Genomic DNA, 22,690 nt, shown 5'->3' on the forward strand with positions numbered 1-22,690 from the left:
ACGCTGACCATCGGGACATCTCACGGCCCACGATCGATCGGGAGACCATGGCGCTCGACCTCGACACCGACCGCATCCACCAACTCCTCCACGACGGTGCACGCGACAAGATCTACCCCGGCGCCGTCTGGGCCGTCGGTGACAGCCGAGGAACCCAGGCCAGCGGCAGCACAGGCGTCCTAGATCCCGAACGGCCCGACGAGCCGATGCAGTGCGACACCGTCTTCGACGTCGCCAGCCTCACCAAGATCCTTGCGGTGTGGTCGACCATCGGCAGCCTCGTCGAGGACGGGAAACTCCAACTCAACGCACCACTAGGCGACTTGTGGTGCGAAGTGAGCGAACACCCACTGGCGCAGGTAACCGCACGCCGCCTGCTCACCCACACCGCCGGCGTCCCGCTCCGGGCCAACCTCAAGAACCTGTACGGCACGGACCCGCAGGACGTCCGCGACGGCGTCCTGCGAGAAGCCCTGCACCGGCCGCCCGGTGAGGCCGTGGAATACACCGACCGCGCCGCCCTCATCCTCGGCTACCTCGCCGAACACCTCTCCGGCCAGCGGCTCGATGCGCTCGCGGCCGACCGCGTCTGGGGACCGCTGGGCATGACACAGACCTGCTTCGGGCCGTTGAGTCCCGAAGCGGCGGCCCGCTGCGCACCGACCGAACTCGACGACAGCACGGGAACCCATCTCAAGGGACTCGCCCACGACTTCTCCGCCCGCCTGCTCGGCGGCGTGTGCGGCATCGCGGGCGCTTTCTCCGTCCTCGACGACGTCGCCACGTTCCTGCGCTATGTCCTCGATCCGAACCAGCTGAGCGCATCACCCGGATTCGGCACTAACTGGATCAAGGAATCTCTCCAGATCCACACCGGGGATCTGACGCCGCCCCGGGGCCTGTTCTGGCACCCAGCACCTGGCACGACGCCGGAAGCCGACGACGTCTGGGTGCACTACGGCTTCACAGGCACCGGCATGTGGCTCGCCCCCAGGAAGGACCGCTGGGCAACTCTGCTCACCAACAAGCTCTACTACAGCCGCGAGCGGGAACCGCTCACCCGCGTCCGCGACGAGTTCCGTTCTCAAGTCTTCGCCTGAACAGTGCAGGTTTCGGGCACCTACCAGGCGTACCGTCGCACTTCAGTCCAAGGCGGAGTCCGCGAGGCAACTCCGAAGGATCACGCAAAAGTAGCAGCGCTCCGGCCTCTGCTGCCTCACAATGGGCTCCTGTCCCACCCGGCGCACAGAATGTCCATGTGCCCCGTCGAGAGCGGTGATGAAGGCGTCCCGTTGGTACAAGTGTGACCTCCAAGTGGCCACACCAGCATGGAAGTTCAACCTGCCACCAGGTAGCTCATACGACTTCTCCCTGGAGGCGGACAGGGCCCGCTTCGCGGACGCTTACATGGAGAGGCTCCGCGAATCCGGCATCGAGGTGATCGCGCTGGCGGACCACAACACCGGTGCGTGGCTGCCTGTCATGCAGGCCGCGGGACGGAGGCACGACATCGTCGTCTTCCCCGGCGTCGAGGTGACGACGGCCTCTGGGTCGGACGGGGCTCACCTGGTACTGATCGGCGACCTGGACCGTACGGAGCAGGACATCAATGTGCTGCTTGCTCGCACTTGCGGCTTCGACGACGATCACCCGAGGTTGAACCCGAGGACAAATGACCCCGCACCAGCTCCCCGGACGGTCAATCAGATCTTGGATGATCTTCCTGAGCAGTGGCTGGCGATTGCTCCGCACGTGCTCACCGACAATGGTCTTGCCTCGGGGAACACCGTGCGCGGGGATCTGCGTTGGAAGGCGCTCCATCACGACCGGCTCAGCGCGGTGGACCCCGGAGAGGTAACAGAGGAACGGCGCGCCGGGAAGAGTTTCGTGGCCCGGTTCCTCAACCGGGCTCTTGGCGAATTCCCATGTCTTGCGCGCATGCCGTTTCTCGCGACGTCAGACGCCTACAGCCTGGAGGGTTTAGGGTCGCGTTACACATGGATCCGAATGGATACGCCATCGAAGGAGTCACTGCGGCAGGCATTTCTTGACCACGACGCCCGCATCATGCCGAGCTGGGACCCACGGCTGATCGCGAACCCAGACCCCAATGTCGTCGACCACGCCTGGGTAAGGAATATCGAACTCGGCGGCACGTTGGGCAACTCCACAGAGCCGCTACGGGTCTCCTTCGACCCACGGCTGAACGTGATTATCGGAGGCCGCGGCGCCGGCAAATCAACCGTGGTCTCCGCATTGCGGCAACTATACGGCAGCACCCAGAGTCTGCCGGACTCCATCGAGCACGAGGCGACCGCATTCGTCGATGGCGTCTTCAGCGAAGCACGATTGACCGCACAGCACAGACTCGCCATCTCCCGGGAGCAGCAGACTGCTCTGTGGAGCTCCGCGCTGGGCTCACGCACAGAGCGCAACGGCGTGCAGTTGCCAACACACTTCCCGATGCGTGTCTTCAGCCAGAAGGAGCTGTTCGAACGGACCGCACATGACCGTTCGGACCGTTTTGCCGCATCCAAGCACCTGTTGAGCCTCGTTGACGCGGCCCTTGAGGCTGATGCAGCCGCTCCGGGCGGATTCGCGATCGAGTTGGATGCAGCACGGACCCAGTGCCTGACGAGAGTCGCCAAGCGGATCAGCGTCGAAGCGCGGCTCGCTCAGCGCCCCTCGCAGATGGCCCGGCACGGCGAACTTCTCCATCAGATCGAAGCATTCGGGGATGCTGAGAGCCAGAGCTCCCGTTTGGAGAGCGAGCGGATTAGACGCGACCACGCCAGACTCGGCGCCGACGCCGCGCGGTTCGAGGCCGCAGTGGACGAACTTGGCGCGGCAACGATCAAGCGTCTGCAAGCAGCACTGCCAAAGCCTCCAGCAGGGCTGGACGAGGAGCCTCAGCAGTTGTATGCGGAACTTGCCCAGATCCGTGACGAGCTCAACCGGACTGTCCGAGCCAGTGTCATAGCGGCGAAGGAAGCACTTGAGCAGAACCGCCAGCGGCAGCAGACGGGGGTCTGGGCCGATCGGGTGCAGCGTGCGGACAGGGAGATCATCGAGTTCCAGCAACGGTTGAGCTTGCTCGGAGTGGAGCCCACGGCCTACCTCGCGCTTACCGAGGCACTGAACTCCGTGCAGGGAGTCCTGCGGGAGCTTGAGGATGACGAAGCCGCTGCCCCTGGGCTACGCAGCGCGGAGGAAGCGGCATGGTCCGACCTGAAGCGCACCTACGAACGCCGGCGTCGACGTCGCGAGACGCTGTTTGCAGAAGTAGCCAAGCGCAGCGGATCACTGCGTTTTGAGGTGGTCCCGCACGGTAACTGCACCAGCTGGGTACAGGACGTGCGTGGTCAACTCGGAGTCCGATCCGGCGGGTTCGTCGACGACATCCCCGCCCTAGCTGAGTGGCTTTGGAGCGCGCCACTCAATGACGGACAGCGCCGTCAGGAACTCTGGCGCCGGTCCCTGCTGACGTGCGACTTCACGCAACTACGTAAAGAGGCCGGCGGTAAAGCCACCTGGTGGAGCAAGCTGGCGAAGCTGGAGTCGACACAACGCATCCGTCTCGCAATGAATTTCCCGGACGACGCCGTGGTGATGTTCTTCCTGCGGGACGGCGGCAAGGCCGAGAACGACGCCGACTGGCAGTCGGTCACCACCGGTTCGCCAGGCCAGCGCAGCGCGGCAATGCTCAGCTTCGTCCTACACCATGGGACGGAACCGCTCGTGCTGGACCAGCCCGAGGACGACCTGGATACTGCGTGGATCTCTCAGCTCATTGTGCCGGAGATCAGGAAGAGCCGGTGGCACCGGCAGGTCATCGTGATCACGCACAATGCCAACATTCCTGTGAATGCTGACGCGGAGCGGGTGATCGTCCTCGAGAACGACGGCTCTCGGATCCGAATCAAGACCAGCGCTGCGGTGGCAGGTGCTGAGGGGTACCACGATCAGGAGCACGTGGGCCCCATCGAAGTGACGAAGGTCCGTCATGACATCCAGGACATCCTGGAGGGTGGAACCGCAGCGTTCATGTCTCGGGAGCGCCGCTACAACAACGAACTCAGCACCTACCGAGCCGCTCTACACGGCTGACAGTTCGGCTGGCAGTGCGATGTTCACGGCACCGAGTTCCGCGTGCCCCCATCACGTAGACATGCGCACTTGCGTGCGCCCCGTACGGGGCACATAGCTTCCGTCTTGACGTGTACAGATTGCATGGATACTGGGGGCGTGCAGGTTGAAGGCGAAACCAAGGGTGACGAAAGGCGTGTTACGGGACCTCGCGCGTCCGTCGAACGTAGCCGTTCAGTCGGATTCGGCGCTGGTCGGCAGCGTCGAGGTGGCCGTGGCCAAGGATGACAAGAAGCGTGCGGAGAAAGGTACTTCGCTCCGACGGAAGAGCGGCCTGGAGGCTCTCCCGAGGGCGGAACTCGGACAGTCGGTAGAGCTGGCTCCGTGGCATGTACTGCACGACCTCGCGCAGGCTCTTTCCCTCTCTCGACAAGGCGCTGGGCGTGGTCTCGCCGAGCATTGGGGAAGCCTCAAGTACAGCCAGGCGCTCGATGCGGTAGCGGACAGCTACATACAGTTGTCCGCCGAAGCCAAAGGGATAGCCCGGGACTACAAGCGTCTGCAGTCGCGGGAGTTGGGGCAGGGTTTCGCCCTTGCCCTGGCACGGCAGGCCCTCCTACGTCGATATCCAGACCGCTTCGTATCCTTCGTCAGCGCCGATGTAGTCATACGGGCTGGATGGTCCAAGGGATCGGTCGGTTACGCCTACCGGCCCGACTTTTTCGCCGAAGTCTGGAAGCCGGGCGAGCCGTCACGTGTCTTCCCGATTGCGACCACGGGGAACCATGGAGGCCCTAAACCCTCCTATTCCCAACTCGCCGCATGCTCAGCCCATGTCGAGGCCATGCACATCGGCGCGTGGAACGAAACACCATGCCTTGTCTTCAGTACGGAGTTCCCTTCGGAGGGACCCGTTACAGTCCATGTCCTGCACGCACGAGGAGAGGACGGCTGGTTATACGGCTCGCCCGAGCATCCGCTGCGAAGCGTGAACAGTCCCGCCGAAAAAGGGAACATCGTGCCGGGCATCCGGCCTCCCACGCGCGGTGACCGGGTTCCCCAGTCCGAGCCCGGTTTCCATGTCCAGTCCGAGGACTCAGCATGGTTCCAGCACGTCGTGGCACGAACAGCGACAGCCGGAACAACTGCCTTCGCAGGCGATGGCGCCACAACCGCTCGCTACCTCACCACCGACCAGGGGAGTCGACGCTACGACGCCGGTGTCGCGCATGCGGCATCAGGAAGCGTCCAAGACGCGACGTACAGGCTTCTCGGCATCCCCTTCGTCGGCACGGATCACGTCTTCCGGCTGAACAACAAGCGTGTAGAGGCGTTCTCCGGCGTCGCAGCCGATCTCTTCGCCCTCCTCTCAGCTGGGAAGGCCGAGGAGTACCGCAGTGAAATTTACGCAAGACGCGGCACCTGGCCAGGACAGACGTGGGATCCGAACTGGGGAGGCCCTGTCTCGATCCAAGAAGACGGAACAGTCCTGGCCATGCGCCTACTGCGTTTAAGGAAGAGCACGAGCACTGAGGACGCCTCGACGTAACCCCCCTTCAGTCTCAGTGTTCTATGTTCTGCGCAGGCGGAGGAGACGCCATCAGAAACTCCACGCTTTCTCCGCCTACGTTGGATCGAGTGCACCCCGGTTCATGTACCCGCCGTTGTTCCACCGCCCGGACGGCGGCGAGCAACAGAGGCCGGCGTTGGGCGTTGTGCGGAGGCATTGGGATTACGACCACGACCTCGTTCTGTGGGCGCACGCGGAGTGGGCGGTACAGGAGGCGCTGCCGCCGTCGCCGCGAGATCGTTCAGCGTGGCATTCACCACCGGCCAGCACATGTCGAGGGTGTCGCGGTTCGGGCTGTGTCCCTTCTGTTTCTCTGCCAGGGGATGGACGAGATTCCTGTACTGCCGGATAAGCTCCGAGGTCAGCTTGGCGTCGTACTCGATCCATTTGTTCTCGTACGCGAAGTTCAAGAAGTCATTCAGCCCCATGTTCCGCAACGGCTTCGGCATGGGTACGCCTGCGGCACGGACCTGCGCAGCATGCGCGAGCACACCCTCTAGGAGGCTGCCCAGCATGATGACCGCCGACGTGTAGGCGCCGTGCTCGTAGCAGGTGCGTGCCTCGTCCAGCCGGAGTTGCACGGTGGCGGCGAGTTCCGGGTCGCTCACCACCTCCGTCACAGAGACCTTCAGCTCGACACGCGGCAGCTGCCGTACTTCGTCCTCGAATCCGGCCTCACAGCGGACGAGGGCCAGTTGGCCTCCGTCCTCGCCGATGCGGCGTCCGCCGAGCACGAGTATCTCGTTGAGCTGCTTTAGTGTGGCGCGGTACTCGTGCTGCTGGTTGTAGTACTCAAGGCGGTTCGCCAGGCGCAGTATTGCGCGCTCGGCGTCATCCGTGCCGTCCTCCTGCCGTTCCTTGAGGAGTTCCCGGGCCCACTTGTGCCTGGGTGTGCTGCCGTCGTACTCCGGAACGTCGTCCCAACCCGCCCGTTGGAAGAACGCGGCGATCTCGTACCCCTTGCGGTAGAGCAGCGGCGGCTCGTCCCCGCAGATCAGGTGGGCGATCTCCGTCAGCGTGCTGTCGTCGAAGACTTCGCTCATGTCAAGCTCCTTCGGCAGAGACGGACGCATCCTCATCGAGCATTGCGTCGAGTTCGTCGGCGGTGAGGTCGGTGTCATCGGCGTCGTCGATGTCGACCGGAGTCCATGTGCTCCCCGCGTCACCATGCGCCTCCTCGGTGACTCCGGGGCTGATGCCCAGAGCGTCCAGCCGCTGCCACAACGGGGCCAGCGAATCCTCCGGGGACAAGGCGAACTCGCTGCTGCGCACGCGCCAGAACTGCCAGCCCGCTCGGCGCAGTTCGCGCTCCCGCTCGTAGTCCTCACGGATGTCGTCAAGATTGGAGTGAAATGGGCTGCCGTCGCACTCCACGGCGAGACGGCCCGCCTCTCCGACGACGACGAGGTCGATGTGTTTGCCGCTGACCTTCCACTGCGGAACGACGTGGTAGCCGCGTTCCTTGATCCTTCGGAAGACCTGCTGCTCGAAGAGGGACTCGAACGGCTTGCACGGCTCGTCGGGCGAGACGGCGGACAGGCTGGGAGAGGCGCCCTGGAGTTCCGGCGGCGCCTGCATATAGGTGAGCAGGGAGTGGCGCAGGTCCCTGCTGCGCAGCTGGTCCGGTGTGACGGAGGTGAACAGCCACATCTGGTCGCGCGCCCGGCTGGCGGCCACGTTGAACCGCCTTCCGTCCCCCTGGCCGGTCAGGGCCCGGGTGTGGCCGGCGTCGATGACCAGCGAGAGCAGGATGACGTCCCGTTCGTCCCCCTGGAACTGTTCGGCCGTGCCGACACGTATGTTGTGTCGCTCGCGGATCGCGGGGTCGATCCGCGTATCGATGAGATTTTCCAACAGCCTTGTCTGGTGTCCGGAACGAAGCACGATGACTCCGAAACTCCGTTTCGCGTACGCGTCGTCCTCCGCGAGTTTCTGCAACGTGGCGACGATGCGTTCTGCCTCGGGCCTGTTGACCAGGGTGTCTCCCCGTCCCTCGCAGTGGCCCTCATGGACATGGACGACTTCGAGGGGCCGCAGCCGATCCGCTCCGTACTGTCGCAACGGCACGAGTTCGTTGTCGGGATAGAACTGGGTGGAGGACCATTTGATGATCTCCGGCATGCACCGGAAGTGCTCGGTAAGCCGGATCGTCTCGGGAAAACGGGCGGACAACAGGGCATACAGGTTGGACTTTGGACTGAGCCCGTCCCGCTGCCAGTCGATGAGATGGGGCAGGAGTGAGTCGAGGAGTTCGTCGAACCGCTCGTGCTTACCACCCGTGTAGAACGGGACACACTGCTTGTCGTCACCCACGACGATGACTCTCGGAGCGAGCCACAGCAGCATCAGCCCGTCCAGACCGACCTGGCTCGCCTCGTCCACGATGACGACGTCGAAGGCATCCGGCTCGGGATCAATCATTTCGGCGACCTGCTTGATCGGCATGACCCAGGCCGGAACCGCGGCACGCGCCTCACGCATCGCGGAACGGGCGTTCTTCAGATGCCGCTTGCCGAGTTTCGTCATTCCCTTGCCTGCGTTCGCCATGGCCGACGCATAGGCGCTCAGTGCCTGTTTCTGGCCGACCGTCATCCGGTCCAGGCAGTGATACAGCGCTCTGCTAGCGGCCAGTTGAGTCACCGTGTTCCTCAACTGTGTCTCGACCGCGTCCAGTTCACCTTCCAGTCGAGCTTCTCTCCCAGGCGTCAGCATCGTGTCCTGGAAGGTGCGTGCTCGCCGCCATGCCCAGGCTCCGTCCAGGTTCGCGAGGCGGGCCTCCCAGGCCGCCTCGGTTGGGGACTCGGCGAAGCGCCGCGCCAGTTCGGGGTGGTCCTCGGACAGTCGATCCAGGAGTTTGCGGGCCTCCCGACGATCGGCCTCACGGTGGAACGCCTCGGTCAGCGAGTCGATCGCGGACGTGTACGCCCGCGGATTACGGGCGGTGACAGCCCGGTGGACCTCTTCCAGTTCGGTCACTCCGCGGGCATCGGGTCGCGGCAGCTGCTCGGAGATGGATCGCAGCCTCTCCTCCGCTTCACGGGCACGGAGCAGCCGTTCCGCGGCGTTCGCCGACGTACGGACGTCATCCCACTGCTGTGCCGTCCGCACCGTGGCCTTGATCCGGGCCTTGAGCAGGACATCGTGCAGCGTACGTACGGAGTGGGTGAATCCGTCCACCGCGCGGAGCGTCGGCACCCGGTCCAGCAGCTCCGACAGAGCCACCTGTGTGGAGCCCTCGGCCTCGGGCGCGTCGACGCTCTTCCAGCGCTCGTTCAGCTGCCGAACGCACTGGCGTGCCGCCAGATGAGCCACCAAGGCGGAGATCTCGTCCGGTGTGCTGGGCAGCCGCCCATCCACCCGGCAGTCTCGCAGAAGGACTTGGGCCTCCTTCTGGACCGACCTCGGGGCGAACTTGCGCAGCTTGCCACCTGCACGCAAGTACTGTTCGAGGTCCTTCCCGGCGGCGATGAGACGTGATTCCTCAGCAAGCGCCACGTCGGGTACGTCGAGCACGGCGAAGGGCATGTGCTGAAGGACGCTCTGAACGTCTTCGGCACGGGCGGACGCCTGCCGCACTCCCTCCCACAGCTGCTGCCGTCGGCCCGCCATTCCGTCCTGCAAGGCACGCGTGGTCCACTCCTCGGGCGGCCAGGCAGCAGGATCGCCCGGCAGTCCCTCGCTCTGCAGCGCGTGTTCCGCCGCGTCCAGCAGACCGACCAGAGTCGCGATCAACTCATTTCCGCAATCTGCGAGTTCGAGGGCGAGTGTGTCAGACGCCGGCGCAGCACAGGCACGTACAGCGGCGTCTAGGGCATTGACCGCCTCTTCGAACAGCACGGGTGGGACGAAGTCTGCGGGGTCCGGGCAGCGGGCGGCATGCTCGTCCAGCACTCCGGCCCCGTGCCGGGATACCAGACCCAGCAGGCGCTGGGCCTCGTCCTGGCTCAGCGAAGGTTGTCGCGGTGCCGAGGCGGGCAGGTCGGGCATCCAGTCGTACTTCGATGCACCGGCTGCGACGGTCTCCACGATCTCCACGAGCCGCCCCTTGTATCCGGGTGCCACGTCGAGGTGTTCGTACCACTCCGCCTCACGTATGGCGCGCAGATCGTCACGGAGCCGCGCGCGGGTGTCCGACAGTTCAGAGCGCAGCGCCTCATAGCCCTTGATCCTTACGTTGAGGCGCTCCGTCGACTGGGTGGCACTGAGCTGGGAGAGCGCGCGCACGGACTGTTCCAGGTCGTCGCTGCCGTCCTGGCGTCGGTCGCCCTGGAGGACGCACAGGCTGCGCAGCTCAGGAGGCAGTTGCTGCCGCAGGACCTTCAGCGCCTGGCCCTTCTCACTCGTCACGAGCACTCGCTTGCCGTCCGCCAGCAAGGCACACACGAGGTTGGCGATGGTGTGCGTCTTTCCCGTGCCAGGCGGTCCCTGAACGACAACGCCGGTATCGGTCTGTAGGCGCCTCAGTACCTCCCGCTGGGCTTCGTTCGACAGCAGCGGAAACAGCGGGTCGGGGCCGAGGGCGGGCGGCACGTCACGGCCCCCCGCCGCCGTACCCCACACCCTGCGGTCTTCCGCTTCGAGCCGGTACAGCAACTGAGCCAGGCCCAGTGGCGCGATTGCACCGGGCTGGGCGAGGCGGTTCGCGATGCCGTCATAGAAGTTCACGAGGGCGCCCTGGCCTCGCTGACGGAGAATGATCGCCGGCGCGAATCCGAGCGTGGGCACCGGCAGCGCCGGGTCGGCGGGCGGGCGGCCCCAGCCGCGGTGGAACGCCACCGCGCGATCGGTGCCGAACGCCCTCTCCGACCAGTCACCGAGCATGTCCTGGGAGTCCGGGGACAGCGGATGGAATCCTTCCGCATCGACACGTTCCCGCAGCGGGCCCAGCAGACGGGTGCTGTAGCCCTCGTCCGCGTCGAGGAACTCTCTGTCCTCCAGTCGCGCCGGGTCGCCGGGTGCGAGGGCCACGGTGATGGACATGTTCGTGGAATTCACGGTGAGTATCAGCGGCGCCGTCAGAATGTGCCGGGCGATGCGCGCCGACGGACGTGCGGCTCCGACGGTCAGCAATCCGGTGCCTAGTACCGCCTCATATTCCTCGCCGTCCTGCTGAATCCTGGTCGCCATTCGGTACAGCTGCTGATAGAGCTCCCGGTAAGGCCGGTCGACGCGCTCTTTCTCCGACCACTTGCGCCACGCGTCGAGCCATCGCGTGTAGGCGCGCAGCACGTCGTGCGCTTCCTCCCGGCGGATTTCGGAAACCTCGAACAGGTTTCCGTTCTCATCCTCCTGCCAGCCCTGACCCGGCCCCGACTCGGCCAGCGGCGGCGCTTCGGGCGTCGCGGTGGCGGCGGCCTCAGGGTCGATCCAGCCCGCCAGCACCTCGGGTATGACAGGAGCCGGGCGAGGCGGGCGGTGTGCCACCTTGAGAAGCGTCCGGTCGCCGTCTGGGTTCCGCCGGAGCCTGTCGTCCGGCAGGCCGGAGAGCCAGAGGACCTCCGGATATTTCTGCCAGTCCCGCACCGGCTTGTACGACCCGCGAACGAATTCGCGGATATATTCGATTAGTTGGCGCGTACGGTGGACCGCCTCCGGATTGTTCGCACGGAGTGCAGAGTGAAGAGACACTTATCCCCCAGGTCATGGCTCGATGGAAAGCCTTCCAGGATGTGGGAGAGAAGGGCCGCCATCAACAGAGACCGGCGAGTAATGACGTGAACAAGCCACATTTCGCGAAAGTTGGCTGTAACCCAGCCAACCGCTAGTAGGAGCGAACCCACGTGCGGCGATCACGTGCCGCCGTGTACACCAACTCGACCTTGTCCGGTCGCAAGCCAGACTTGAGGTGCTTGAACGCCGAGATGTCGTGCTCCTGAAGGACTCGCACGTCCCGGAGTGACGGCACGACCTGCAGCTCTGCCACCGCAACGAAGGCGAGCACCGGCTGAACCTCGACGGGAAAGCCGCATGCACTCGTCAGCGCAGCTGAGGCCCGCCGCGCCTCTGCTCGGCTCTTTCGCACGTAGGGGTACGACTGGCCGCCTATGCGAACAGAGTCATCACCCACCCAAACGCGCGCTCCGCGGTGGCGCTTCGTGTTGAAGCAGAAGGCGCCGCCCGGACCAATCAGGACGTGGTCGATGTCAACTTCACCGGGCAGGGGTATGGAGTGCAGAACTCGCCAGCCTCGCCGCGCCAGCCTCTCCAGCTCTGCTCCCACCCGGCGCTCGCCGGCCAGTCCTGCGCGCCAACTGTCCGCCTCCAGACGCCGACCGGACAGCCTGGCCAACGCCCACTGCCAGAAGCCGGGCGTCAGCTCGTCCACCTTCATCTGCAGCGCGTCTCCCGGACGGTTCCCGGCAAGATCGTCCTCAGAATGCAGTGCCTTGTGCGCTACGGGCGAAGATGAAGCAGTGAGATAGGGCGCAAGGACATCAAGTACCGCGTCCCGCTGTTCCTCAACAAGGAGCTCCAGATACCCCGTGCGGCGGTCGAACCATGCGACCTTCTTGCCGTCCGACTGATTCACGTAGAGACGGTCATGTCCGTAACGCTTCCATGCGGAGACCTGTAAGCCGCTCACGCGCCCCCCGTTTCACATCCCGTCAAAGGCCAATGACCATGTGACCAGGATCAGAAACAGCGAGCAAGACAGCCTCATGTCTGCGCCGAGCAGGCTGGTGGTCGAGATCGGGCGCTCCCCAGCTGGTTCTGCAGACAGGGCGAGGGCACATCCAGGGCACATGAGCCCTGGAAACGGCGTTGCCCCGTGAGAACTACCGAGAGGAGTTTTCCCAGGTCAACGCACATCCCCCCGCGAAACCCCAGGTCAGCCCCCTCCTGCCCCCAATCGCTGCACGAGTGGCAGGATTTCAGCCATCGTCTGCATGAGGCGGGGCATCAGCCTTATTGCCTTGTGTGGCCCTGACTTGGGGTTCGCGGGTTTCGGGCGGGGCTTTCGGGTCCCGCCCCAGTCATGTGCTGGGAGGGATCGTCAGGCGGCCAGGGCACATTGAGGGCATATGGGCACTGACCTGACCTGCGGCGGGCAGGGCGGCGCGAGGCCGTGACCGGTCCCCCGTCCCGGTCACGGCCTCGCTGGTGTGGAGATCGGTCATCGGCGGATCAGCAACAGCCGCCCGCGACGGCCGGTTCCTTCACGTCGACGTCCGCGTCGGCCGGGCCGGCGCAGCAGGTGCTTCCCTGCTGCTTGGCCAGGGAGTCGGCGTCGGCCTTGACGACGTACACCTCCCAGGGTTCGTGGCCGGGGCCGTGGACCCAGACCTTGTCCTGGAGGGCGTAGCAACAGGTGGTGTCGTTCTCCACGTCGGTGTTCAGACCCGCCTCGCCCAGGCGGGCGGTGGCGGCGTGCACCGCCTCGGTCGTCTCGACCTCGACGCCGAGGTGATCCATGAGGGTCGCCTCACCTGCGATGCCTTCGATGAGGACGAGCTTGAGCGGGGGCTCGGCGATGGCGAAGTTGGCGTAGCCGTCGCGGAGTTTGGCGGGCTCGGTGCCGAAGAGCTTCGTGTAGAAGGCGACGGACTCGGCGAGGTCGGGGACGCGGAGGGCGAGCTGTACGCGGGATGCCATGGCGAACCTCCTGGGGTGGGTGGGGTGTTCAGCAGCTGCCGGAGGTGGTGGCCGGGGCGCCGATGCCGATGTGGAGGGTGGTGGGGGTGGCGCAGCATCCGCCGCCGGGCTCTTCGGCGTTCTCCGGCTCGTCGAAGAGGCCCGCGCCGCCGCACACGCCCGTCTCCGGGAGGGTGAGTTCGACGCGCTCGGCGGCCTCCTGGTCTCCGGCGATCGCGGCGGTGATGGAGCGGACCTGCTCGTAGCCGGTCATGGCGAGGAAGGTGGGGGCGCGGCCGTAGGACTTCATGCCGACCAGGTAGACGCCCTGTTCGGGGTGGGAGAGCTCGTTCACGCCGTGGGGGTAGACCGTGCCGCAGGAGTGCACGTTGGGGTCGATCAGCGGGGCGAGCGCGGTCGGGGCCTGGAGGCGTTCGTCGAGGCCGAGGCGGAGTTCGGAGAGGAAGGACAGGTCGGGGCGGAGGCCGGTCAGGACGATGACCTCGTCGACGGGGTCCAGGCGGCGGCTGTCCTCGGCGACGAGGATGAGCCGGTCGCCGTCGTGTTCCACAGCCTGTGTACGGAAGCCGGTGACCGCGCTCGCGTGGCCGGCGTCGACGGCTTCCTTGGCGCGCAGGCCCAGGGCGCCGCGGGCGGGGAGCTGGTCGGCCTCGCCGCCGCCGTAGGTGTTCGCGCCGATGCCGCGCCGCAGGATCCACACCGCGTGCGTGCCGTCCTCCTCCTTCGCAAGGTCGGCGAGGAGGGCGAGGGTGGTGAAGGCGGAGGATCCGGAGCCGACGACGGCGGCGCGCTTGCCCGCGTAAAGGGCGCGTACGGCCGGGTCCTTCAGGTCCGGGACGCGGTAGGAGATGCGGTCCGCGGCCGACTTCTCGCCGAGGGCGGGCAGGCCGTCCGCGCCCATCGGGCTCGGGACGGACCAGGTGCCGGAGGCGTCGATGACGGCGCGGGCGGTGATCCGCTCCTCGTGGCCGTCGGCGGACTGGACGTGCACGGTGAAGGGCTGCTCGTCGCGGCCCGCGTCGACGATGCGGTCCCGTCCGGCGCGGGCGACGCCGGTGACCGTCGCGCCGTAGCGGATCTTGTCGCCCAGGACGTCGGCGAGCGGCTGGAGGTACTTGTCGGCCCAGTCGCCGCCGGTCGGGTAGGCGGAGGCATCGGGGCGGACCCAGCCGGTCGGGGCGAGGAGCTTCTCGGCGGCCGAGTCGATGACCTCGCCCCAGGTCGAGAAGAGGCGGACATGGGACCAGTCGCGTACGGCGCTGCCAGCAGTGGGGCCGGCCTCCAGGACCAGGGGTTCGATGCCGCGCTCGACGAGGTGGGCGGCTGCGGCCAGGCCGATGGGGCCGGCGCCGATGACCACGACGGGCAGCTGGTCGGTGGTGAGCACACTGTTGATGGACGCAGCCACGAGATTCCCCTTTGCTTCGACGTTTGTCGATGTCTTACCCGGCCAGCATGGCACTTGAATCGATAAGCGTCAACATAGACATGCATCGAATCCAGTACTGACTGATCGCGTCGCCCCGCCCCCTCTGAGGCCAACCGCCCCTCGCCATTCTGGTTCGACATATGTCAACATAGATGCATGTCGAATACCAACGTGCTGCCGCTGCTGGAGCCCGAGGCTTCCGAGGTCGTGGCACCGTGCTGCCCGCCGCTCACTGAGCGTCCACTGACCGCCGAGGAGGCGGAGAAGACCGCCCGGATGTTCAAGGCGCTCGGCGATCCGGTCCGGCTGCGGCTGTTCTCGCTGGTCGCCTCGCACGAGGGTGGCGAGGCGTGCGTGTGCGACATCTCCGACGTCGGCGTCTCCCAGCCGACCGTCTCCCACCACCTGAAGAAGCTGAGGGAGGCCGGGCTCCTCACCTCCGAGCGGCGCGGCACCTGGGTGTACTACAAGGTGGAGCCGTCGGTGGTCGCCGCCATGGGGCAGATGCTCGGCAGCCTGGGCTGAGCCGACTGGACCGACCCGGGGAGCGGGTGAGTCCGATGAGCAACGCTTTGCTGGATCGTCAGGCGATCCACGACGAGCTGGAGCGAGCCCGGACGACGTTCCACCGGCTCCTCGACGACGCCACCGAGGACGACCTGCGCAGGCCCACCAACGGCACCCGGTGGACCAATGAACAGCTGCTGTTCCACATGCTCTTCGGCTACATCCTGATCCGACCGCTGCTGCTCTTGCTGCGCATCTTCGGGCGACTGCCGAGCGGCGTCAGCCGGGCCTTCGCCGCCCTTCTCAACGCTGGGACCAGGCCCTTCGACGCCGTCAACTACCTCGGTCCGCTCGGCGGGGCAATGGTCTTCGGGCGCCGCCGCACGGGGATCGTGTTCGACCGCGTGATCAGCTCCTTGCATCGCCGCCTCGACACCGAGCAGGAGGCCGACCTCGCGCTCGCCATGCACTACCCCACCCGCTGGGACCCGTTCTTCCGAGAGGTCATGACCATCGGCGACCTCTACCGCTACCCGACCCAGCACTTCGACTTCCACCGCCGGCAGCTCACCCTGGCCGACGAAGGGCATTGACGAGAGAAAGCCCCAAGCCGCCTCGCCGGGTCAGGCGCAGCGCCCCGACAGCGCGTGTGGCTCCCCGACGGTGAGGCGGCCCGTCGCGGACCAGACGCAGAGGGCCGCCGGTCCGCCTCCTATATTGACATGTTCACGATTGATTCTTATGGTCCGGACCAAGCTTCTGTATTTGGAACTTTGGTCTCATTCGTGAATGGAAGAGGTCATCGGATGGTACGAACCAGAACCGCCCTGCTCAGTGTTCTCGCCCTGCTGGCCAGCCTGTTGAGCGTCCAGTTCACCGGCCCCGTCCAACGGGCGACGGCCGCACCGGCCACCTTCACCCACCCGGGTGTGCTGGTGAGCCGGGGCCAGCTCGACCACGCCCGGTCGAAGGTGCAGGCCGGCCAACAGCCGTGGAAGGCCGCGTACGACGCCATGATGGCCAGCTCCTACGCTTCGTTGTCGCGTACCGCCAAACCACGTCCCATCGTGGAATGCGGCTCGTCATCCAACCCCAACCACGGCTGCACCGACGAGCGCCAGGACGCCATCGCGGCCTACACACACGCGCTCGCCTGGTACTTCACCCGGGACAGCAGGTACGCCAAGAAGTCGATCGAGATCATGGACGCCTGGTCCGCGACCATCACCGACCACACCAACAGCAACGCCCCGCTGCAGACCGGCTGGGCCGGTTCCACCTGGCCGCGCGCCGCCGAGATCATCAAGTACACCTACGACGGCGGCTGGCCGGGTGCGGGCCGTTTCGCGACCATGCTGCGCGACGTGTACCTCCCCGAGGTGATCAACGGCGCCTCGACCAAGAACGGCAACTGGGAACTGGTCATGACCGAGGCGGCGCTCGGCATCTCCGTCTTCATCGAGGACCGTGCCGCCTATGACAAGGCCGTCAGTACCTACCTCGCCCGCGTACCGGCATACATCTACCTGACCGGCGACGGTGACGTGCCCAAGCCGCCCGCGGGCAGCAGCATCGATACCAGTGCCGAGATCATCAAGTACTGGCAGGGGCAGAGCACCTTCACCGACGGCCTCGCCCAGGAGACCTGCCGCGACTTCGGGCACACCGGCTGGGGCATCGCCTCCCTAGCGAACATCGCGGAGACCAGCCGGATCCAGGGCCAGGACCTCTATCCCAGGATTCAGGACCGGCTGCGCCACGCACTGGGCTTCCACACGTCCTACGAGAACGGCACCGCCGTACCCTCCTGGCTGTGCGGCGGCTCGGTCAAGAAGGGCCTCGGCCAGGTCACCGAGGTTGCCTTCAACGCCCTTCGCAACCGCCTCGGCATCGCCATGTCCAACACCCAGAAGTACACCGAGGCACATCGGCCGTCGGGCACGGACAACTACTTCAACGCCTGGGGGACCCTCACGCACGCAGACAACCCCAACTGACCACCGCCCGTTGACAGGACAAAGAAACCGGCCGTCACCGGAGGCCGGACCGGCACATGGTGCCGCGGCGCCGGGCAGGCCTACGCAGCCTGGTCGGGTTACCGCCTCCGCCACAACGGCAACACTGTCTTGTCTGCGAGGCAGGATCCAGAGCCATCACCGGTTCCTGCGGGGTTCGGCGAGGTCGGCGACCGCGCGGGCTCGAACGGAGGAGGCGTAGCGGGACAGAGCGTGCAGGCGGCCGGCGGGGATGGCAGACAGGTCCCAGGTGGAGGCGCCGAGCTTGTTGAGCTCGATGAACCGGTCGATGGCCTTGCCCGCGCCGGGGCCGGTGATGTCGCGCGGGGAGCGGCGCAGGCGGTCCAGTTTGGAGGTGCGGCGGCTGTCTTCGACCGGCAGCAGCGCGGCCAGGGCGGCGCGCTGGGCGGCATCCGGTTTGGCGGCCAGGGTGCGCCAGGTCTTGCGGTTGGTGTGCTCGCGGATGGAGGTGACCATGCGTTCGAGGACGGTGGCACCGGGCAGCAGCACCTTGTTCTCGACCAAATGCAGGGTGGCGAGGTCGAACAGGGCGATAGGGCGTTCGTTGCCCGACCAACAGCGGTCCCACAGCCAGCGGGCCAGCTTCCACCAGGCATCGCCCTTCAGATCCCGGTAGCCGTAGGCGTCCTTGATGGCGTCTCTGTGGTCCCAGCGGGTGCGCTCGGCGCCGTACCCGGCGAGCACCGACCGGGAGTAGCCGAGCTGTTCGGCGACGTACGCGACGACTGCGGCGGGGGCGTCCTCGGGGTTGTCGAGGAAGGTGCCCAGGAACCGCACGGTGCCGAGCTGGACGCCGTAGCCGACCTGCGATCTCGCGCCCCGGCAGGCCATCGTCCGCCTGCGGGCGTCGCGGTCGAGGAGGAAGTAGCCGGCCAGCTGCCCGTCGACTGGCACCTGTGTGAACGTTCCGTAGGTGCGGCGCTGCTCGTCGGTCAGGAACGCCACCGGCCCTGCCCCCTCTTCATCGCCTCTCCCCGTGCTGTGATGGCGCTCACTGTAAGTCACATGATCAGCGGATGTAGCACTCAGGTCAGCACGGAGGCGGTCGGTATGTGGTGGGCCGCAGGAAGCGGACGACGGCGTCCTTCTCCACATCGACCTCCCTCTGAATCTGAGGGGGGACAGGCCCGAACGCATCCACCTCGATGGAGCGTGCGCCGGAGCCACGGGTCCAGGTGGCGATGGCCAGGCCGTCGGCGATGACGGTTGGCCGGATGAGGCCGCCTCCCGGCCAGACGCGGGCATGGTGGAGAGCGGGGACGGACGCCTCGCGGGTGCGGTAGCCGATCAGGGAGTTGTCGTAGGCGGGCAGCATGCGAACGTCTGGGGTGCCGGGTGCACCCGGGAGTTCCTCCACCCGCCCGGCGAGCATGGTCGACGCGCCGTATTCGTTGATCGCGCCGGATTCCGCCAGTATTTTCCAGGCCCTGCGGGCCCAGGTGACCGGCAGCCCGGACCAGGCGACGAAGTCTTCCAGGGTGGCGGGGGCGTGCGCGGCCAGGTAGCGGCGGGCCAGCTCGGCGAGAGCAGCGTCTCCCTCCCACCGGAAGCGCCCGGTGGCGGGCAGCCAGTCGTTGAGCAGTACATACGTGGCCTCACCGGCGCGCTGCGGGCCGTGACAGAGGATGCCGGTGAGTGCTGCGTGGCGGATCAGGTGGAATGGCGCCTGCCCGTCCGGCGAGATACCGAGGGTGGTAAGGCGCTCGGTCAGCTCGGCCCTGGTGAGTGGGCCGTGCGCGGTAAGAACGCGCCGGATGAGATGGTCGGCGCGCTGGCGCAGATCGTCGTCCAGGCCCAGCTGCTGGTAGCGGCGGCTGGTTGCGGCAAGAATCCGAGGGGCGAGCAGTCGCAGGACCCAGCGGGCGTCGTCGCTGGGGATGGTGTGCAGGGTGCCGCGCATGTACCAGTTGCGGACGATGCTCCGCTCGTCCTCGTACGCCGTGCGGATGGCCTGGGCGGTGATGTCCCGGCCGCGTACCCGGATACCCAGGTCGGCGGCCGTGGCGTCTTGGGCCTGGATGGCGAAGACCCGTTGGACGACCGCCTCGGCAGAGGCCTCGCGTGCTCCGCCGGCCAGGGCCTGAGCACAGGCCCGCAGCCTGCGGATGCTCTCGTGGTCAGGCATCGCGCTGTGCCTCTCGGCCGACGCGGTTAGGAGACGGTCTTGTCGAGGATGTCGGCGAGTTCGGCGGGTGCGGACAGCATCGGCCAGTGTCCGGTGGGCAGGTCGAAGCGTCGCCATGGCGGCTGGTTCAGGTAGGCCAGCATCGGCACCCCGGCATCCAGCAGTCCCGTGAAGTCATGGCAGGCGATCAGGACACGGTCCACATCGGAACCGAACTCGGCCGGGTCGGCGAGGCGCTGGGTGTAGGTGCCGAACGGCTGAGGGGTGGCACGCGTGCGCAGAGTGTTCCGCTGGCCCTCATTGAGCCCGTCGAGGCTGCTGGACAAGCCCAGGACCTCAAAGGGCGGCATCGGTAGCCGCCACCCGTCGCCGGAAGCGTCGACCTGCTGGCGCAGCTGGTCCGCTGCTTGCGGTGGCATGAGGTCGAGCATGCACATGCCTGCGGCGAACGGGGCGCTGTCCACGTAGACCACGCGTTCCAGCCGGTCGCCGAGACGTCCGGCTGCCCCGGTGACCGGTGCAGCCGCGTAGCTGTGGGCGACCAGCGTGACGTCGCGCAGATCGTGCTTTTCGACGAATCCGGTGATGTCCGCGATGTGCGTGTCCAGGTCCGTCTGGGGGCCGCCCTGGTCGGCGTGTTCGGCCAGGCCGGTCAGTGTCAGCGGCAGCGCCGTGTGGCCGCGCTGCCGCAAAGCTTGGGCGGTGTCTTCCCAGGCCCATGCCCCGAGCCAGGCGCCGGGAACGAGTACGAAGGTGGCCATGTGATCTCCCTGAAGTGAGGTGCTGCGGGGAGCGTAAAGTCGATACAGGACAGAATCCGCCCTGAAATGCCGAGTGATCCATGTCGCATCCCCTGACCCGTGTGCTGACCCTGCTGGAACTCCTCCAGTCCAACGCCCGGCTCACCGGGATGGAGCTGGCCGACCGGCTGGACACCGACGTGCGCACGGTGCGCCGGTACACCGCGCACCTGCGGGAACTGGGCATCCCCGTGCAGGCCGAACGCGGCCGCTACGGCGGCTACCGACTGGCCCGCGGCTACCGCATGCCCCCTCTGGTCCTCACCAATGACGAGGCCCTCGCCGTCGTTCTTGGCCTGCTCGCGGCAGAACGTCTGGGCATGGGCACCGCGGCACCGGCCAGTGCCGGTGCCTTGGCCAAGATCGAGCGGGTGCTTCCGCACGCCCTGCGCGAGCCGCTCGCCGCCATGCGGGAGACCCTGTCGTTCACCGCCAACGCCGTGATTGGGCAGGCACCCGGAACCGGCGTCCTGCTGGCACTGGCCCAGGCCTCCCGCGCCCGCGCGACCGTCGGTATCAGCCACCAGTCCTGGCGCCAGGAACACACCGAACGCGACATCGACCCCTACGGCGTGGTCTTCCACACCGGCCGCTGGTACGTCGTCGGCCACGACCACCTCCGCGACAGCCTGCGGACCTTCCGCATCGACCGCATCGCCTCCGTCACCCCCCGAGCCGACAGCTTCACCGCACCCGAGGGCTTCGACCCCGTGGCCCACCTGACCTCGACCCTCGCCCAGGGGCCCTACCGCTGGCGGGTCGAGGTGACGATCCATGGCCCCCTCGATGAGATCGCCCGCCGACTGCCTCGCTCAGCGGTGACTCTCACCGCCCAGCCCACCGGCGTTCTCATGCACGCACGGGCAGAACGGCTGGTCGGTATGGCGCACCTGCTTGCCTCCCTGGAATGGCCCTTCACCATCCACCATCCCGACGAACTACGGCAGGCGCTCAAGGATCTGGCCGCCCAGCTCGCCGAATCCGCAGAACGAGCACCGGGAGAAACACTGCAGTGACGGCAGCCGGCCGCCATCGGGAAAGAGTCTTGTCCGCCGCAGATCATCAGGGAGCCGTTGACACTGCAGCGATCCGGTCGGCATACGTGCGGTACGCCTTGCGCCCGGCCGGAGTGGAGCCACCGTCGGCGAGTGCGGCGCACTGCTTCAGCACGGCTTGGTGGAGCGCGAGGGGGGCGCTGACGCGCACTGAGTAGCCCTGCCCGCGACGGATCCTCCTGCCACCGCGCAGCACTTCGCGGATCTCGGCGACCTCGGTGGCATTGAGATGTTCGGCGAGCAAGCCGGGCACGTCGATGGTGTGCGGCTGCTCGCGCTCGGGCGCCTGCTCCTGGCCCGCGACGTCGGCGGTCACGCCGTCGAGTTCCTTCAGGATGTCGCGCACATCGTGGGCACCGGCCGCATCCAGCACCCTGCGGATGGTCTTGGGCGCGACGTCGTACTGCCGGGCGAGCGCCTACACCGCGGCGCCCTTGGCATACGCGTCAACGACGTCGGCCGCCTGATCCTCGTCGAGCGCGGCCGGACGCCCCAGCGTCTTGCCCGCAGCCTCGGCGGCCCCTGGCGAACGCACCGCACGGCCGCTACGTACTCACCGGCCACGTGTCGTTCGCACACCGGGGCGAGCAGTGGGCCGACCGCGTGGCAGCCAACCGGGCGGTCGCCTACCGCATCCACGAAGACACCATCCCAGGGCGCTGGTATGTGACCGCGGCGTGGACGATCCCGCCGGTGAAGACGGTCCCCTGGCGGCGGCCCGCGCGCACGCCATGATCGGGGTGGACGCCAACGCCGACCACCTCGCCGCCTGGCGCCTCGACCGGCACGGCAACCCCGTAGGCGAGCCCCGACGCTTCGACCACGACCTGTCCGGCACCGCCGCCCACCGCGACGCCCAACTCCGCCACGTCCTGATCCGCCTGCTGCACTGGGCCGCCCGGCACCGGCTGAACATCGCGATCGAAGACCTCAACTTCGACACCGAGAAAACCCGCGAGAAACACGGCAGACGCAAGCGGTTCTGCAAACTCATCAGCGGCATGCCCGTCTCCAGGCTGCGGGCGCGGCTGGTCAGCATGGACGCCGAGCTGGGGATCACCATCGTCGCGGTCGATCCCGCCTACACCTCCAAGTGGGGCGCACAGCACTGGCAGAAGCCCCTCACCAGCACGAAGCGGGCCACCACGCGGCACGACGCCGCGAGCGTGGCCATCGGAAGGCGCGCCCTCGGGCACCGTATCCGGCGACGGACGGCACCGCCCCGCACCCACCAGAGCGATGAGTGCGGGCATCGGACCGCCCAGGCCGGACACAACACCCGAGAGCGTGAGGAACGCCGCCCCCGCATCCCCGGACCACGGACCACGGACCATGGACCACGGACACGATCCAATGGCGCCGGGTGCGGAGTGAAAGCGGCCGACCAGCGTGCCCAACACCGTACGGGGCACGCGGCTGAGCATGGGTTCTGGCAACAGGACTCACTCCCGCTCAGTCTTCAGGAACGGTTCAGCGCACCACGCACCAT

Annotated in this window: 16 protein-coding genes and 1 pseudogene; 8 read left to right on the forward strand and 9 right to left on the reverse strand. The window is 66.9% G+C overall.

The genetic code is table 11. The annotated features are described in order from the left end of the window. Positions 1–47: 47 nt before the first annotated feature. The 3 genes from CES90_RS16315 (at position 48) to CES90_RS16325 (ending at position 5,635) form a co-directional block, all read left to right on the forward strand. The gene (locus CES90_RS16315) at positions 48–1,100 is read left to right on the forward strand and encodes a serine hydrolase domain-containing protein (protein ID WP_189783317.1); all 1,053 of its coding nucleotides are present in this window, start codon (positions 48–50) and stop codon (positions 1,098–1,100) included. Positions 1,101–1,278: 178 nt separating this feature from the next. Continuing rightward, the gene (locus CES90_RS16320) at positions 1,279–4,107 is read left to right on the forward strand and encodes a TrlF family AAA-like ATPase (protein ID WP_373313350.1); all 2,829 of its coding nucleotides are present in this window, start codon (positions 1,279–1,281) and stop codon (positions 4,105–4,107) included. A gap of 163 nt (positions 4,108–4,270) precedes the next feature. Further along, positions 4,271–5,635: a hypothetical protein gene (locus tag CES90_RS16325; RefSeq protein ID WP_229913846.1), complete on the forward strand. Its 1,365-nt coding sequence runs from the start codon at positions 4,271–4,273 to the stop codon at positions 5,633–5,635. 101 nt (positions 5,636–5,736) lie between these two features. On the opposite strand, the gene CES90_RS16330 is transcribed toward CES90_RS16325, so the two are convergent. The 5 genes from CES90_RS16330 to CES90_RS16350 form a co-directional block, all read right to left on the reverse strand. Beyond that, positions 5,737–6,699, reverse strand: coding sequence for a hypothetical protein (locus CES90_RS16330; protein ID WP_120051350.1), 963 nt, complete (start codon positions 6,697–6,699; stop codon positions 5,737–5,739). 1 nt (position 6,700) lies between these two features. Next, positions 6,701–11,080 carry an AAA domain-containing protein gene (locus CES90_RS16335; RefSeq protein WP_229913847.1) on the reverse strand — a complete coding sequence of 1,460 codons (4,380 nt, stop codon included), beginning with the start codon at positions 11,078–11,080 and terminating at the stop codon, positions 6,701–6,703. Positions 11,081–11,417: 337 nt separating this feature from the next. Continuing rightward, on the reverse strand, positions 11,418–12,185 hold the full coding sequence (locus CES90_RS16340) for a nuclease-related domain-containing protein (RefSeq protein ID WP_208921424.1): 768 nt from the start codon (positions 12,183–12,185) through the stop codon (positions 11,418–11,420). A 596-nt stretch (positions 12,186–12,781) separates the two neighbouring features. Next, entirely contained in the window at positions 12,782–13,249 is a 468-nt protein-coding gene (locus tag CES90_RS16345) for an ArsI/CadI family heavy metal resistance metalloenzyme (RefSeq protein ID WP_189783321.1), read from the reverse strand. Between the two features lie 28 nt (positions 13,250–13,277). Beyond that, the gene (locus CES90_RS16350; RefSeq protein ID WP_229913848.1) at positions 13,278–14,657 is read right to left on the reverse strand and encodes an NAD(P)-binding domain-containing protein; all 1,380 of its coding nucleotides are present in this window, start codon (positions 14,655–14,657) and stop codon (positions 13,278–13,280) included. Positions 14,658–14,834: 177 nt separating this feature from the next. Here CES90_RS16350 and CES90_RS16355 point away from each other — a divergent pair, with 177 nt between their 5' ends. From CES90_RS16355 to CES90_RS16365, 3 genes are all read left to right on the forward strand, one after another. Beyond that, entirely contained in the window at positions 14,835–15,203 is a 369-nt protein-coding gene (locus CES90_RS16355) for an ArsR/SmtB family transcription factor (RefSeq protein ID WP_189783322.1), read from the forward strand. A gap of 35 nt (positions 15,204–15,238) precedes the next feature. Continuing rightward, entirely contained in the window at positions 15,239–15,778 is a 540-nt protein-coding gene (locus CES90_RS16360; protein WP_189783323.1) for a DinB family protein, read from the forward strand. 213 nt (positions 15,779–15,991) lie between these two features. Beyond that, a complete protein-coding gene (locus CES90_RS16365; RefSeq protein WP_189783324.1) occupies positions 15,992–17,182 on the forward strand; it encodes an alginate lyase family protein in 1,191 nt (396 codons plus the stop codon). A 156-nt stretch (positions 17,183–17,338) separates the two neighbouring features. Here the strand turns inward: CES90_RS16365 and CES90_RS16370 are convergent, their stop codons facing one another. From CES90_RS16370 to CES90_RS16380, 3 genes are all read right to left on the reverse strand, one after another. Then, on the reverse strand, positions 17,339–18,166 hold the full coding sequence (locus tag CES90_RS16370; protein ID WP_189783325.1) for a DUF4158 domain-containing protein: 828 nt from the start codon (positions 18,164–18,166) through the stop codon (positions 17,339–17,341). A gap of 85 nt (positions 18,167–18,251) precedes the next feature. After that, complete coding sequence (locus CES90_RS16375; protein WP_189783326.1) at positions 18,252–19,346, reverse strand: winged helix DNA-binding domain-containing protein; 1,095 nt, start codon at positions 19,344–19,346, stop codon at positions 18,252–18,254. Between the two features lie 26 nt (positions 19,347–19,372). Further along, positions 19,373–20,107, reverse strand: coding sequence for an alpha/beta fold hydrolase (locus CES90_RS16380; RefSeq protein ID WP_189783327.1), 735 nt, complete (start codon positions 20,105–20,107; stop codon positions 19,373–19,375). 80 nt (positions 20,108–20,187) lie between these two features. On the opposite strand from CES90_RS16380, the gene CES90_RS16385 reads away from it, so the two are divergent. Then, positions 20,188–21,162 (forward strand): helix-turn-helix transcriptional regulator, encoded by a 975-nt coding sequence (locus CES90_RS16385; protein ID WP_189783328.1) that lies wholly within the window; start codon positions 20,188–20,190, stop codon positions 21,160–21,162. Positions 21,163–21,208: 46 nt separating this feature from the next. On the opposite strand, the gene CES90_RS16390 is transcribed toward CES90_RS16385, so the two are convergent. Next, entirely contained in the window at positions 21,209–21,574 is a 366-nt protein-coding gene (locus tag CES90_RS16390; protein ID WP_189783329.1) for a resolvase, read from the reverse strand. A 131-nt stretch (positions 21,575–21,705) separates the two neighbouring features. Here CES90_RS16390 and CES90_RS49565 point away from each other — a divergent pair. Then, positions 21,706–22,661, forward strand: a pseudogene (locus tag CES90_RS49565) (hypothetical protein); the annotation flags it as partial. Positions 22,662–22,690: the final 29 nt, after the last annotated feature.

The sequence above is a fragment of the Streptomyces capitiformicae genome, from assembly GCF_002214185.1.
GTDB classification, from domain to species: Bacteria; Actinomycetota; Actinomycetes; order Streptomycetales; family Streptomycetaceae; genus Streptomyces; species Streptomyces capitiformicae.